The sequence below is a fragment of the Nocardia sp. NPDC127579 genome (assembly GCF_042672005.1).
GTDB lineage: Bacteria > Actinomycetota > Actinomycetes > Mycobacteriales > Mycobacteriaceae > Nocardia.
Map to the genome: position 1 here is coordinate 560,158 of NZ_JBHXVZ010000001.1, position 13,691 is coordinate 573,848.

General features: G+C 67.9%; 11 protein-coding genes. 7 read left to right on the plus strand and 4 right to left on the minus strand.

Annotated elements, in window-relative coordinates:
• The first annotated feature begins 60 nt into the window (after positions 1-60).
• From ACFVMC_RS02240 to ACFVMC_RS02250, 3 genes are all read left to right on the plus strand, one after another.
• Positions 61-498 carry a TIGR03667 family PPOX class F420-dependent oxidoreductase gene (locus ACFVMC_RS02240; RefSeq protein ID WP_379206094.1) on the plus strand — a complete coding sequence of 146 codons (438 nt, stop codon included), beginning with the start codon at positions 61-63 and terminating at the stop codon, positions 496-498.
• 68 nt (positions 499-566) lie between these two features.
• Positions 567-2,801 carry a hypothetical protein gene (locus ACFVMC_RS02245; protein WP_379206096.1) on the plus strand — a complete coding sequence of 745 codons (2,235 nt, stop codon included), beginning with the start codon at positions 567-569 and terminating at the stop codon, positions 2,799-2,801.
• A 399-nt stretch (positions 2,802-3,200) separates the two neighbouring features.
• Complete coding sequence (locus ACFVMC_RS02250; RefSeq protein ID WP_379206098.1) at positions 3,201-4,142, plus strand: RluA family pseudouridine synthase; 942 nt, start codon at positions 3,201-3,203, stop codon at positions 4,140-4,142.
• A 65-nt stretch (positions 4,143-4,207) separates the two neighbouring features.
• Here ACFVMC_RS02250 and ACFVMC_RS02255 read toward each other — a convergent pair whose 3' ends face one another.
• Together ACFVMC_RS02255 and ACFVMC_RS02260 are read right to left on the minus strand one after the other, a co-directional pair.
• The gene (locus tag ACFVMC_RS02255) at positions 4,208-5,089 is read right to left on the minus strand and encodes an IS3 family transposase (RefSeq protein ID WP_379206099.1); all 882 of its coding nucleotides are present in this window, start codon (positions 5,087-5,089) and stop codon (positions 4,208-4,210) included.
• Complete coding sequence (locus ACFVMC_RS02260; RefSeq protein WP_379206101.1) at positions 5,055-5,372, minus strand: transposase; 318 nt, start codon at positions 5,370-5,372, stop codon at positions 5,055-5,057. Before ACFVMC_RS02260 ends, ACFVMC_RS02255 begins: the two co-directional genes overlap by 35 nt.
• A 304-nt stretch (positions 5,373-5,676) precedes the next feature.
• On the opposite strand from ACFVMC_RS02260, the gene ACFVMC_RS02265 reads away from it, so the two are divergent.
• The 3 genes from ACFVMC_RS02265 to ACFVMC_RS02275 all read left to right on the plus strand — a co-directional run bounded on the left by ACFVMC_RS02265 (position 5,677) and on the right by ACFVMC_RS02275 (position 9,501).
• Positions 5,677-6,375 carry a CPBP family intramembrane glutamic endopeptidase gene (locus ACFVMC_RS02265; RefSeq protein ID WP_379207768.1) on the plus strand — a complete coding sequence of 233 codons (699 nt, stop codon included), beginning with the start codon at positions 5,677-5,679 and terminating at the stop codon, positions 6,373-6,375.
• 142 nt (positions 6,376-6,517) lie between these two features.
• Positions 6,518-8,866, plus strand: coding sequence for a hypothetical protein (locus ACFVMC_RS02270; protein ID WP_379206103.1), 2,349 nt, complete (start codon positions 6,518-6,520; stop codon positions 8,864-8,866).
• 275 nt (positions 8,867-9,141) lie between these two features.
• A complete protein-coding gene (locus tag ACFVMC_RS02275; protein ID WP_379206105.1) occupies positions 9,142-9,501 on the plus strand; it encodes a hypothetical protein in 360 nt (119 codons plus the stop codon).
• Between the two features lie 49 nt (positions 9,502-9,550).
• Here the strand turns inward: ACFVMC_RS02275 and ACFVMC_RS02280 are convergent, their stop codons facing one another.
• Positions 9,551-11,710 carry an MMPL family transporter gene (locus ACFVMC_RS02280; protein WP_379206107.1) on the minus strand — a complete coding sequence of 720 codons (2,160 nt, stop codon included), beginning with the start codon at positions 11,708-11,710 and terminating at the stop codon, positions 9,551-9,553.
• Positions 11,711-11,740: 30 nt separating this feature from the next.
• Positions 11,741-12,169 carry an EXLDI protein gene (locus ACFVMC_RS02285; RefSeq protein ID WP_379206109.1) on the minus strand — a complete coding sequence of 143 codons (429 nt, stop codon included), beginning with the start codon at positions 12,167-12,169 and terminating at the stop codon, positions 11,741-11,743.
• 204 nt (positions 12,170-12,373) lie between these two features.
• Here ACFVMC_RS02285 and ACFVMC_RS02290 point away from each other — a divergent pair, with 204 nt between their 5' ends.
• Positions 12,374-13,558 carry an MFS transporter gene (locus ACFVMC_RS02290; RefSeq protein WP_379206110.1) on the plus strand — a complete coding sequence of 395 codons (1,185 nt, stop codon included), beginning with the start codon at positions 12,374-12,376 and terminating at the stop codon, positions 13,556-13,558.
• Positions 13,559-13,691 lie beyond the last annotated feature (133 nt).

Genomic DNA, 13,691 nt, shown 5'->3' on the forward strand with positions numbered 1-13,691 from the left:
AATCGGACGACCCCGGCGCGTCCGGAATCCGAACGGGCCCACGACTTGTTATGCACAGGCATGACCTCCACCGAAGACCGCCCCGTCGTCGACCCCGCCACTCCACTGGGAGCCAAGGTCGCCCCGCGTCTGGACCAGGAGACGCTGATCTGGCTGACCACCGTCGGCAGCACCGGCACGCCCCAGCCCAACCCCGTGTGGTTCGCCTGGCGAGACGGCGAATTCCTCATCTTCAGCGAGCCCGACCAGGCGAAACTTCGCAATATCAAGCGCAATCCACGAGTCGCGCTGAACCTGAACACCGCCGGCGGCTACGACGTCGCGGTACTCACCGGCAACGCGCGCATCGACGACGCGGGGCCAAGCACCGAGGAACTCGACGCATTCCTGACCAAATACACCGATGGGCTGCGCAGCCTGGGCATGAGCGGCGAGAAATTCGCGGCCACCTACTCGGTCGCGATCCGCGTCACCCCGGACCGTTTGCGCGGATTCTGAGATTCTCGAACCGACTCAGCAGTCGGTGTCTTTCGCAGTTCACCGATTGGCTCTACGATCCCGCAATTGTGAGCATCGGCGGGGACACCGAATCAAAGCGCAGAGTTCGATGGTGGGGTGCGGCCACGATCGCCGGCGTCATCGCGGGCTACGTGGCCGTTCTACTCGGCGATCCGCGGCACTACTACACCGACGACACCGAGGCACAGTACGCGCCGATGTGGGTCGCGCTCGGTAAACGGTTGCGGGACGGCGAGTTTCCCTGGCTGATCCCGCACGAATGGATGGCGGGCAACTACACCATCGAGGAAGCCGGGCTCTACAACCCGCCCCAGCTGCTGGTCCACTTCCTGGCCCCCTCGTTCGACAACCTCGCGCTCTACGCGACGCTGGCGAAACTGGCGTTCTCGATCATCGCGGCGCTCGGGGTCTACCGGATCTGCCTGGCCTACGGCGCGCGCACGCACTGGGCGGCGGTGGCCGGTATCGCGTTCCCGCTCAGCGGCTGGTTCCTGTTCTTCGATCAGGCCAGCTGGATGACCTGCCTCACGGCTACCGCGTGGATGGTGCACGCCTGGGCCTCCGCGGTGCGATACGTCCGAGGTCGCAGTGGCCCGATCTCGCTGTTCGTCTACCTCTATCTGGCGCTGACCGTCCAATACGCCTTTCCCGCAGTCGAATCCGGGTTGCTCATGGCGACCGTCGCGGCGGGCGAGTACTTCCATCGCCGCCAGTGGCGGCCCGTCCTGAACCTCATGCTGGTCTCGGCGCTGGCCGCGTCGGCGGCGCTGATCGCCAATCTGCCCGGCCTGCTGTCCTCGCAGTACACCTGGCGGGGCAACGCCCGGATCAGCAACGACCCGTTCCTCACCGTGCCCTGGTCGGAATCGCTGAACGCCAGCCTGCCCAGCACCACACCCGCGTTCACCGCCTGGTGGGGGCATGTACAGCCGCTACCGATGGTCTACATCGCCTGGTTCCTGATTCCGGCGCTGGCCTTCATCGACTGGCGGGCGGCGGCGAAATCGGCCCGGGAACTGAGCAGCGTCGCACTGTTCGCCACCGCGGTGCTCATGTGGACGGCCGGGCCCGGCGCGATCGGCCCGCTACGCTGGCCCGCCCGGGTCCTGCCCATGGTCGCGCTCGCACTGCTCGTGTTGGTGTGCGTATTGCTAAGCCGCCATGGAACTTTCGCGATCACCAAACAGCGCGTCGGGGCGGCGGCCTGCCTGATCGGACTACTGTTCATCCGATCCTTCTCGGCGGCGCCACTGATCGTGGTCCGGCATCTCGTCGCGGTCACCGCGGTGCTCGCCCTCGGCGCGGTCGCGCTGTGGCTGGCGCGCAGACACGGCGTCGCGGTGGCCTGCGGTTTCATCGCGGTGGCGATGTTCCCCATCGCCTACACACAGGTGGCGATCGCCCCCAGCACGCCGATGTCGTACAACTTCCCGGTGAAACGGTCCACCATGACCGCCGCGTTCCCCGACTTCGACGGTGTGACACTGCAATTGGCGGACCGCGCGATCCTCGGACCCGAAGACCGCGATATCACCGCCGCCTACGGATCACTGGCCATCGGCAACTACGCCAAGGCGCTGGGCCTGAACTACGTCAATGCCTACACCCCGATCGGGCACGCGCCCTTCGCCGGACAGCTCTGCCTGGCCTGGGACGGCAGCGCCTGCCCCGACGCGTTCCGCCGGGCCTTCAGCGTGGAACCGAGCACCGGCGCGCAACTCGTCGACCTGATGAAGGTCGACCGGGTGGTACTGCACCGGGCCCAATACCCCGACGCGCGCAATCAACCCGCGCCCACCGGCTGGAAGTGGGTCGACTATCCCGGCCACGAACGCTACATCTGGGTGCTGGAACGCGAATCCGGTCCGGTCTCCACGGCGAACGGCCTGGTCTCGCACACCACCGACGTGACCGCCACCTCCCGCGCCAGCGACGAGGCCGCGGCCCGGCTGCGGGTCAGCTCGACCGACGGCGGGCGGATCGTCTTCGCCCGGCTGTACTGGCCGGGCTATCGGATCACCTTGAACGGCGAGGAGATTCCGATCAGCGCGGTCGCGAAGACCTTTGTCGCCGTGGACATCCCGGCCGGGACCACCGACGGCCTGCTCGAACTCACCTGGCGCCCGCCCGGCTGGCGGGCCGGAGTCATCGGCGCGATCGTCGGTGTCGCCGGGACCGGACTGCTGCACTGGGCCTACCTGCGCGGCCGCCGACGGGAGTCGGAGGACCCGGTCGCCGAGGTGCTACCGGAACAGCCGGAACTGGAACCCGCCCGGGTCTGAGCGCGCCGGCCTCGAGCGACCAACGCGCCGAGCCATCGGCGGCACCCGGACCGGACTGCAGCACTGGGCCCACCTGCACGACCGCCGACAGGACACGCAGGACCGGGTGGCCGAGGTGCTGCCGGAACGCCGGAACTGGAACCCGCCCGGGTCTGAGCGGGCCGGCCACAGGCGGCAAGCAGGCCGAAGTCATCGGCGTCGCGGGTTACCAGCCCGCCCCACTGGGCCCACTTGCGCGGCCGCCGACGGGAGTCGGAGGACCCGGTCGCCGAGGTGCTGCCGGAACGGCGAGCGGCCTCAGCAGGTCAAGGGCCGGGGATCAACCACGTCGACTGGCTCGCCCCGACCGAGCGAGCACCACCTGACCTGCCGGTTCGGGCAGGGCATAGGGTCGTGGCGGTGAGAAGGAGACAGCGGCCACCACTGCCCAAGCGGTTCGGGCTGGATCCAGCGCGCCTGCGGCTGCCGGAGGACGGCGACTGGGTGACGATCCGCGATCACCTGGTCGAGCGGCTGCCCCGAGTCGACCCGGCCCGGATCGACGAACTGCTGGCCGAGGGCGGGATCGTCGACCTGGAAGGGCCCATCGCGCCCGATGCGCCCTACGTACCGGGCGGGGCGGTGTGGTTCCACCGGGATCTGCCGGTGGAGACGCCGGTGCCGTTCGACATCACCGTCGTGCACCGCGACGCGGACCTGCTGGTCATCGACAAACCGCACTTCTTGGCGACCATTCCGCGCGGCCAGCACATTCGAGAGACCGCGCTGGTCCGCCTGCGGCACGACCTGGACCTGCCCGATCTGATTCCGGCGCACCGACTGGACCGGGTGACCGCGGGCCTGATCCTGTTCGTGATCAATCCGGCCCGGCGCGGGGCGTATCAGACCATGTTCCACAAGCGTTCCGTACACAAGGAATACGAGGCGATCGCGCCGTACTCCCCCGACCTGACACTTCCCCGGACCGTGCGCAGCCGGATCATCAAGGAGAAGCAGGTGCTCGCCGCGCAGGAGGTGCCCGGCGAGCCGAACGCGGAAACCGTCGTCGAACTGCTCGACCAGCGCGACGGCCTCGGCCGCTACCGCCTGCGCCCGCACACCGGCCGCACCCATCAGCTGCGCCTGCATATGAACAGCCTCGGCGTCCCGATCCTCGGCGACGACTTCTATCCGGTGCTCACCGACAAACCGGTCGACGACTTCACCCGCCCGCTGCAACTGCTCGCCGCAGCGCTCGAATTCACCGACCCGATCAGCGGTGAACCGCGCCGCTTCGAAACCACCCGCACCCTCCAGGCATGGACCGACCTCGCCGGTTGGCGCAACTCCGCCACCAGCTGACCGCACCGCCACGGCGCAGGACACCCTGAGGTTGCCCCGGTTTCCCGGACGGGTTTCCTGAGCGCTCACGCTGCTGCGTGAGCGGTGGTGTGTTGTAGTTCGTAGTCGACGGGGCTGAGCATGGCAATCTTCGAGTGCCGTCTGACGGGGTTGTAGAAGGCTTCGATGTATTCGAAGATCGCGTTGGCCAGTTCCTGGCGTGTGGCCCAGGCTCTGGTATCGAGCAGCTCCAATTGCATTGTGCCGAAGTAGCTTTCGACCACGCTGTTGTCGAAGCAGTCTCCGATGGACCCCATCGACCCCAGCAATCCCGCCTGTCGGAGACGCTGACCGAAGGCCCAACTGGTGTACTGCGACCCGTGATCGCTGTGCGCTACCGTCGCCCCCGCCGGCGGCTTGCGCCGCCACCGGGCCATGTCGAGGGCATCGCAGACCAGTTCGGCGCGCAGATGGTCGGCGATCGACCAGCCCACGATGCGGCGGGAGAACGCATCCAAGACGACCGCGCAGTACACCCAGCCCTCACCGGTGCGGTGCTGGGTGACGTCCATGCACCACAAGCGATCCGGGCCGTCGACGGTGAACTTGCGGTTGACCAGATCCGGGTGCGGGTCGGCGCCCGGATCGCGCTTGGTGCAGCCTTTTCGGCGTCGGAACACACCGGCGAGCCCGGCCGAACGCATCAGCCGGGCAACACGTTTGCGGCCGACGCGGATGTCGCGCCCGAGGCGCAGTTCCGCGTGCACCCGCGGTGCCCCGTAGGTGCGGCGCGAGGCCGTGTGGATCTCGGTGATGGTGGCCGTGAGCTCGGCGTCGGAGACCGCCCGCGCCGAACAACCACGCTTGCACCAGCCATAGAACCCGGAGGTCGAGACCCCCAACACCTTGCAGGCCAACGCGACGGGAAGCCCGTCACGGCCGGCCAGCTCGGCGACCACCGGGAACATTATTTGGGAGGTTGTCCGCCGCTAGATAGGCCGCGGCCTTGCGCAGCACCTCGTTCTCGAGTTGCAGCGCCCGGTTCCGGCGCCGTAGTTCGGTCAATTCCTTACGCTCGGCGCTGGTCAGTCCCTCGCTTTTGCCCTCATCGGCATCGGCCAGGGCAACCCAGTGCCGCAGACACGACTCCGAGATCCCGAGCTCGCCGGCGACCCGGCCGATCGACTTGCCGCTGGTCCGGGCGAGCTCGATGGCGCGCTTACGGAACTCCGGCGGATGTGCGGGTGGCATCCAGACTCCTTCCGGAGGCGAGTATCCCCTCGCCTCACCGTTGGTGTCCGGGAAACCGGGGCAACCTCAAATCGCGAGCTGTGACAGGGCGGTCCATCACTTCACATCGCGAACCGCGACGACACAGGGATGTACGCGAGACTGCATTTGCGATCGAGTATGTGATGTCGCTGATGGCTGTGGTGTTGTCGCGCGGGCGGGCGCCGGGTTGCCAAGAGGTCGCCGCGCGGGGGTGGGATCGATCCGTACACTGGGCCGGGTGCTTCAGACGGTCACCGCAGATTCGCCCACGGTCCGCCCCAGAATGCACGCGTATCTCGATGTCGCCGTCGTGGTCGTGGTGCTGGCGGGAACCAACCTGATCGCGCATTTCACCACCGCGCTGGCCAGTATCCTGGCCGTTCCGATCGCCGCGGTGATCCTGCTCGCACTCATGCGCAAGCGCGGACTCGGCTGGGCCGAACTCGGACTGTCGCCGCGGCACTGGCGGCGCGGCACCACCTACGGGCTGGCCGCGGTCGGCATCGTGCTGGCCGTGGTGGCTATCGGCGCGCTACTCCCCTTGACACGACCGTTCTTCCTCGCCGACCGCTATGCGACGCTGTCCGGCGCGCTCATCGCCTCCATGATCGTGATCCCGCTCCAAACGGCGATCCCCGAGGAACTCGCCTTCCGCGGCGTGCTGCACGGCACGCTGGACCGGGTGTACGGCATCCGCGGTGTCTTCGCCTCGGGCTCACTGCTTTTCGGGCTCTGGCACATCGCCTCGTCGCTCGGTTTGACCAGCGCCAACCGCGGGCTCACCGCGATTCTCGGCGGCGGCCTGCCCGGCCAGATCGCAGGCATCGGCTTGGCCGTCCTCGCCACCGGCGCGGCCGGCGCGCTGTTCACCTGGCTGCGTCAACACACCGGCAGTTTGCTCGCGCCCATCGCCCTGCACTGGTCGGTCAACGGCGCGGGAGCCCTTGCGGCCGCGCTGGTCTGGCACACCACGCTGGGCTGACCAGCTCGTACGGAGTTCGGCCCGGCGTCGGCGTTGACGTTCGGAGACGGCCGGTTTACGCTCGCTGCGATCAAACGTATGTTCGAGCAAACATGCCGCCACCGCTGCGGTGGGCATGTCACCCGGTTCAGGAAGGTTCGCGATGCGGCGCATACCCGCCCCGCCGGCTCCCCCGTCTCAGCACGAACAGTCGAACGCCGCCGGCACCGAGATCGCGGCACTGGCCGAACGGGTCGCGACAGCCCGGGGGAAACTGCCCCTGCAATACGACTCGGCCCTGGTGGACGTGCTGTCCGAGGACGAGATCGCGGCCGAACGCGAGCTGGCGGAATGGATCCGGACACAGCGGCGCGGGCAGCGACGGCGTGCCCTGCGCGAGGAACTGAAAGCCGAGCAGCGCGACCGGCGCACCGCGTCGTCCATCCGACGGGTCGAGGAAGCCGACGCTCGCTGGCATCGGCAGGCGCTGGCCGCCCGGCGGCGAGTGTCGAGCCAGGACGCGCGGCTGGCGCAGCTGTACCGGCGGGCGGAATGGTCGTCGCGGGCGCTGATCGGCGTCGTGGTGCTCGGCATGGTGTGGGCCGGGGTCAACGTGCAGCACAATCTGGTGCCCAGCGGGGACATGTCGGATCCGCTGTATTGGCTCAGCTACGGCATCGAGGCCATGATCTCGATCCCGATCATCACCATCATGGTCGTCGCCACCACCGCCGCCCGCTGGGGGCGCGAGCTGCCGCGCGGCAAGGTCGCCTTCTTCGAAATGGCGTTGCTCGGCACCACCATCGGCCTGAACGCCGGCCCCCACCTGGCCGCGGGCCACTGGGCCAAAGCCGCCGAGTTCTCCATCGCCCCGATCATGGTCGGCGTCGTCATCTGGCTGCACGCCTGGGTCGCGGCCCGCTACGCCCAGCTCATCGACGGGGTCATACGCACCGAACCAGCGGATCCGATCCCACTGCACGAACTCGATACCCCCGTGGACGCACCCCGCCCCAGGGACAAGTCCAACGGCAACCACCTCAACGGCCACGGCACATCGAACGGCCACCTGCCGGTCGGCCATTGCGACAACGGCGTAAGCACCAACGAACTCGGCAACAACGGCCGCCAGGTTTACAGCCCCCGCAACGGCGATGGCCCCCACCGTGCTGCCCGTGATGAAACCATGGGCCGCACAACGTTTTCCACCGGCTCAACCGGCGCCAACGGTCATGGCACCAACGGCGACGCGCTGGTCGGCGACACCGGCTGGAGCGAGGGCCCGATCGTGCCGAATAGCCTCGGCATCAATCGGACCGACCGCCTCGGACACATAACCGAGGGGTTCGACAAGGGCGAGACCGCCGAGCACATCAGCGGTGATGAGCCTCTCCGCCACACAACTGATCTCGACCGCCACGCACACAACACAAACGGCCGCGGCACCAACGGCCACCGAGGATCCACTGACCAGACGCACACCAAGAACGGTCGCGACCCCAAGCCCTACGGCACATCGAACGGTCACGCGCAGGCCGACAGCGCGAGTCTGATTGTGCCGAATAGCCTCGGCGGCAACAGGTTCAGCCACAACGGACACGACACCGGCAGGCTCACCAACGGTGCGGCCACCGAACCCATCACCAGCGATGAGCCCCTCAGCCATACAACGGGTTCCGACAGCCACGCACGTAACACCAACGGCCACACGCGTGTCGGCGAGAACGGCAGCGGGACGAGCGTCAACGGATTCGGCCACGACGGCCGAACCGGCACGGGGCGCGGCGAGCGCACCAATGGGTTCGCCCACAACGGTCGCGAACTGCCGAGCGACAGGACTGCCAATGGCGAGGCCACCCGCGACGGACACGGTGCCGATGACCTCGGGCACGAAGGCCGGTCCCGTTCCGGGGGCGGTGCGGCCGATGGGGACGTCACGGATGGCCGGCAGAACGGCAATAGTGTTGCGCTGCGGGATGATCAGGGCTTGTTCGACAGCCACAGCACAAGCGAGCACACGGACAACAGGCTCGGTGACGATATCCATCGGGGCGATGAGCGGGCCGGCCGGGGGCGAGGGAACCGGCGGACCGCAGATACCGGCGGCGGCAGTGCCGGTGACACGTCGCGTTCCGATGCGTCCGAAAAGCCTTCCAGTCGTAGCGAACCCGTGGTCGAGCAGTTGACGCTCGACGCGGATCCCGGGCCGGAGCCGCGGCATCCGCGGATCACGCTGGATGCGATCGCGGCGGCGCGGGAGGCGGTGGGCGGTGTCGAGGAGCCGCCGGTCGACCCGGACGAGGAAGACGGCGTATGGGCCGTAGCGCGAGCGATCGTCGAGCGCCGGATAGCCAAGGCCCCGGTGGGCCAGGTAGCCGAAATCCTCACCCTGGCCGACCAGTCCTGGACCCCGATCGGCATCGGCAGCGAACTCGGCCTGTCCTCAGCCGCCGTAACCCGCATCCTCGAAGCCGCCCGCAAACTACGGCACCCCTACGTCCTGGCAACGTAGCTGGTGGTAGACGGGACATGACTGCGGCGTTTCGCGAGAAGCTCCCGCAGTGGTGTCCCACTTGCGGGGGGCAACACGCGTGGCGGGAGACACGCGGCGGTTAGGCGGGAGGTTGGGGGGTGTGGAACTATCCGGGGGTGATGCGGAGCGTGGAGATCACTGCTGCCCTGACGGGACCGATCGACCAGGAGCATCGGTCGAGGTTGTATTGGGAGCGGCTGATCGAGTTCAGCTTGGATTGTTTTGTCTGCGAAAGAGCTGGGCGCACAACGATCTTGAAGTATGGGGCCGAGCGCGCTATTTGTAGTGGCGACACCGAACACGGGCAGCATTTCACGGCCGCTCGCATTTCCTCCTTCGACCACACCCACGCCAATGATCGGATCGTACTGCGGTCCATCGTGGATTTCTGGTGGGCGCCGTTCGACGACGCCAAGCGCGATCAGCAGGCCGTCGCTCCCACGAAGGCACCGTGGATCCGCCTGCATCTCGGCTATTCCTGCCCGCATCGCGACGAGGCCGGCAAGGAGTCCATCCAGACCAACCTGGTCCGCCCGTACGGATTGACCTGCACCCATTGCGAAACCGTGATGGCGGTCAATGCCGAGGCCCCCACCATTCGCCTGCTGTCCTGAAACGACAACGACCCGCCTCCGAAACCGGAAGCGGGCCACTGCCTTTCGATCAAGGCTGCCATCCCCCGCTGTTCGCTCCCACCGTGGCGGGCTCGTGCGGCCGATCCGGGCCGCGCTCGGGCCGGTCACCGTGCCCCGGCCACCAGGCCGCCCGCCCGAACAGCGCGGTCACCGCCGGTGTGAAGAACATGGCCATCACGAACGCGGCGATCCCGATGCCGACGGAGATCGCGAACCCCATCTGCGAGAGAGTGTTGTTGCCCGCCAACATCATCGAGGCGAAGGTGCCCGCGAGAATGACTCCGGCGGCCGCCACCGTCGGCCCGGTGTGCCGCAGCGCCAGCGCGGCGGCTTCTCGCGGGCTGCGGCCCTCCTGGGCCTCCTCCCGCAGGCGGGCGACCATCAGGATGTTGTAGTCCGTGCCGAGCGCTACGACGAACAGGTACATGATCACCGGCAGCGTGAAGATCAGCCCGGAGTCACCCTGAATGTGCTGGAACACCAGCACCGTCGCGCCCAGCGTGGCGGCGAAGCCGAGGAACACCGAGACCATCAGGTACCAGGGCGCCACTAGACTGCGCAGCAGCAGCGCGAGCACAAGCATGATCAGCACCGCCGCCACCGGGAACACCAGCGCGTAGTCGTGGTTCATCGCGGCCTTGAAATCGACGAACACCGAGGTGATTCCGCCGACCGCGGCGGTGGTCCCGGGCGGCGCGGCCGCGTGCGCGATCTCGCGCAGCGGGCCCTTGACCGTATCCAGCGCCGCGTCGGACTCCGGCGCGTGCGCCAGGGTCACCTGGAAGTCGGCGACCGTACGGTCCGCCGAGAGCTGCGCCGCTCCGACCTGCCCGACGCCTGGCACCTGGGTCAGCGCGACCCGGTAGGCGTCGAGCTGTTCGGTGGTGAGCGGTCCACCGGGCGAATGCAGCAGCACATCCGAGGGCTGCGTGGCGCCCGCGGGCAGGCCCTTCAGCAATTCCTTGTTGTAGACCACGGATTCGGAGGCGTCGGTCGTTGCCCCGGAGCCGAGGTCGAAGGTGGGATTGAATCCCGCGGCCAGCACACCGAGCGCCACCAGCACACCGCCCGAGACCACGGCGAACGCGCCGGGCCGCCGGCCCAGGGCCTGGCCGATCGCCGCGAACCGCGCGCCTTTCGGCTCATTGCGCCACGCCTTCGACGGCCAGAACACCTTGGTCCCGAGCAGCGAGACCACGGCGGGCACCAGCGTCAAACCGGCCAGCAGCGCCACCGCGACCGCGATCGCCAGCGCCGGACCCAGCGCCCGGAACATGCCGAGACTGGACAGCACCAGTGCCATGAACGCGATGATCACCGCGCCCGCCGCCGAGGTGATCGCTTCACCGACGCGGGTAACGCTGCTGACCATGGCGGTCTTCGGGTCCTCACCGGCGCGCAGGCGCTCCCGGTAGCGGAACATCAGGAACAGGATGTAGTCGGTGCCGACACCGAACAGCACGACCAGCAGGATGGCGTTCACCGAGGTGTCCATCTCGAGGTCGAAAGCCTTGGCGGCCATGGCGATCAGTCCGTTGACCGAGCCGGAGATGGCGCCGATGACGATGATCGGCAGCAGCGCGATCACCGGGCTGCGGAAGATCACCAGGAGCAGCACCAGAATCAGCACGATCGTGGTGACGCCGATGATCGCCATGCCCTTCTCGCTGGATTCGGTCTGATCCAGGGTGGACGCCGCCATGCCGGTGATCCCGGCCTTCAGGTCGGTACCCGCCACCCGCGGCTTCAGCTGTTCACGCAGTTCCTTCACCGCGTCGCCCTGGGTGGAATCGGCGGGGTTGGTGACCTTGTCCATCTGCACCGCGATCACCTGGATCAGGCGGTTCTCCGAGGGTGGGGTGGCGTGCACGCCGGTGACACCCTCGACGCGCTCACCGGCGAGTTCGGTGGCGGTCGCCAGCACCGAGGCGGAGTCGGCTTCGGTCAGCGGCGCGCCATCCACCCGGGCCACCACGATGAGCGCGGCGGGCGCGGAGTTCTGCGGAAACGCCCGCTCCTGCAACTCCATCGCCTTGATGGACTCGTAGTGCGAGGGCAGGAAGGCGGATTGGTCTGTGGTGGAGGCGAATTCCGGCGCGGCGGCCAGGACCGCGACGATGGCGGCGACCCACAGGCCGATCACCTTCCACGGGTGGTGGACGACGACGCGCCCGAGTCGAGCAAACATGGGGACGAGGATCCTTTCGGGGTCTCGACGTCAGACGTCGAGGTCCTGAGCGAGCGGGTGCGTGGCGACATCGGTGACTTCGGCACAGGCCCGGGCGGGCACGTGCGCGCGGAGCTCCTCGAGCGTGTCGACGATGTCGACGGTGTAGTCACCTGTTCCCGGCCCATCGCCCAGCGGGTCGACGGACTGCGAAACCCAGCTCTTCCAATCGGTTCCCCAGGAGCGGACGTCGGCCAGGTCGAGCCAGTTGGACCGGCGCTTGTGAATCACGTACTTGCCCTTGCGGCTTCGGTAGACCCGCGTCACGGTGATACCCGACGTGCCGGCCTCGCGCGTCTCGGTGATCTGCCGGCCGAAGAAGCGCTGGGCGCGGTGGCCGCCGGGACCGACCCGAAGGGTGATCTGCTCGAATTCGCCCGGACTTTTCGTGACATCGACGGGTTGCGGATCGGTGGACATGATTCCCCTCATTTCCATTAGTGAATGCGCAATTTTGCATGGGTCTAGTAGCGGCGGTGCCCCTTGCTCTCGGCCCGTCGTCCCACTTCGATCTGCGGTTATTGCGTATCGCCACTATAAGTAGATGTATACGTATAACGCAAGGGTGGGTATTCATGGGATAAATCCCTGGCGCGCCGATCCGGCCCGTGACACTCTCGTTCGGTGCGGTCCTATCGGGAAGTGCTGACCAACCCGACGGTGCGGAACATGCTCGTACTCGGAGCATTGGTGCGCATCCCGTTCTTCGCCGGCGGCGTCCTGCTAGCCCTGCACGTGGTCCAGACACTGCACGGTTCCTACGTCCAGGCCGGAGTGCTGAGCGGGATCGTCACCCTGTGCGTGGCCGCCAGCAGCCCGTGGCGCGGACGGTTCCTCGACCGAATCGGATTGCGCCGCACCATCCTTCCCTCGATCGTGGTCACCGCGATCTGCTGGGCCATCGCGCCGTTCGCCGGCTACTGGGTGCTACTCGGCCTCGCCTCACTCGCGGGACTGTTCTCCATCCCGGTGTTCACCGTCGTCCGGCAAGCCGTCATCGGGGCGACCACCGAGCAGAACCGGCAATCAGCGCTGGCACTGGAAGCCGCCTCCGTCGAAGCCGCGTTCATGGTCGGGCCGATACTCGGTGTGGCGCTGACCGCGTTCCTGTCGACGACGGTCGCACTGTTCTGCATGCAGATGGCGATCGTGCTGGTCGGCGTACTGCTGTGGCTGCTCGATCCGCCACTGCGCGGCGGCGACCGGACCGACAGCGCCACCGTGCCCCGCAAGACCTGGTTCGGAACCGAATTCGCGGCGCTCTGCGTCGGCGGCTGCGCCGCCATCACACTGCTCGCCGCCTGCGAACTGATCTACGTCGCCGCCATGCGCGAGTTCGACCAGCAGCGATGGCTGGGCGTGGTGCTCGCCATCTGGGGATTCGGGTCTCTGGTCGGCGGACTGATCTACGGTGCGCTGCACCGGCCGATCTCCGCCTACCTGCTGCTGGCCGGGCTCGGCGTCGTCACACTGCCGATGGCCCTGGCCGACAACGCTTTCACGCTCGGCGTGGTCGGACTCTTCTCCGGACTGCTGTGCGCGCCGACCCTGACCGCCTCACTCGACCAGCTCAGCCGCCTTGTTCCCGAAGGCGGGCGCGGCGAGGCGATCGGGTGGCACGGCGCGGCCCTGATGCTCGGCAACGGGCTCGGCAGCGGGCTCGCCGGGATCACCATCGATTGGGGCGGGTACCGGGCGGGCTTCGCCGTTTCGGGCGGATTGGGGATCGGGGTGGGCGTGCTGCTGGCGCTGGTGGTAGGCGCGCTGCATCGGCGGGCGATGGTGCCGCGGGACGCCGTGGGTGTCTAGCGCACCCGCATATGGGCATCGCGTGTGGGGCCCGATCCGGTTACCGCACAGTGAAGTTCGCGCGTCCTGGGCGTGACAGCCCAGTTGGCGGAGGCGAATTGTTGTGAACCGCAGCATGATCGGCATTGACTGG

Coding starts and splice junctions, on each gene's coding strand:
- ACFVMC_RS02240 (WP_379206094.1), top strand. CDS start 61: ATGACCTCCACCGAAGACCGCCCCGTCGTCGACCCCGCCACTCCACTG.
- ACFVMC_RS02255 (WP_379206099.1), bottom strand. CDS start 5,089: ATGTTCCCGGTGGTCGCCGAGCTGGCCGGCCGTGACGGGCTTCCCGTC.
- ACFVMC_RS02260 (WP_379206101.1), bottom strand. CDS start 5,372: ATGCCACCCGCACATCCGCCGGAGTTCCGTAAGCGCGCCATCGAGCTC.
- ACFVMC_RS02265 (WP_379207768.1), top strand. CDS start 5,677: ATGCACGCGTATCTCGATGTCGCCGTCGTGGTCGTGGTGCTGGCGGGA.
- ACFVMC_RS02270 (WP_379206103.1), top strand. CDS start 6,518: ATGCGGCGCATACCCGCCCCGCCGGCTCCCCCGTCTCAGCACGAACAG.
- ACFVMC_RS02280 (WP_379206107.1), bottom strand. CDS start 11,710: ATGTTTGCTCGACTCGGGCGCGTCGTCGTCCACCACCCGTGGAAGGTG.
- ACFVMC_RS02285 (WP_379206109.1), bottom strand. CDS start 12,169: ATGTCCACCGATCCGCAACCCGTCGATGTCACGAAAAGTCCGGGCGAA.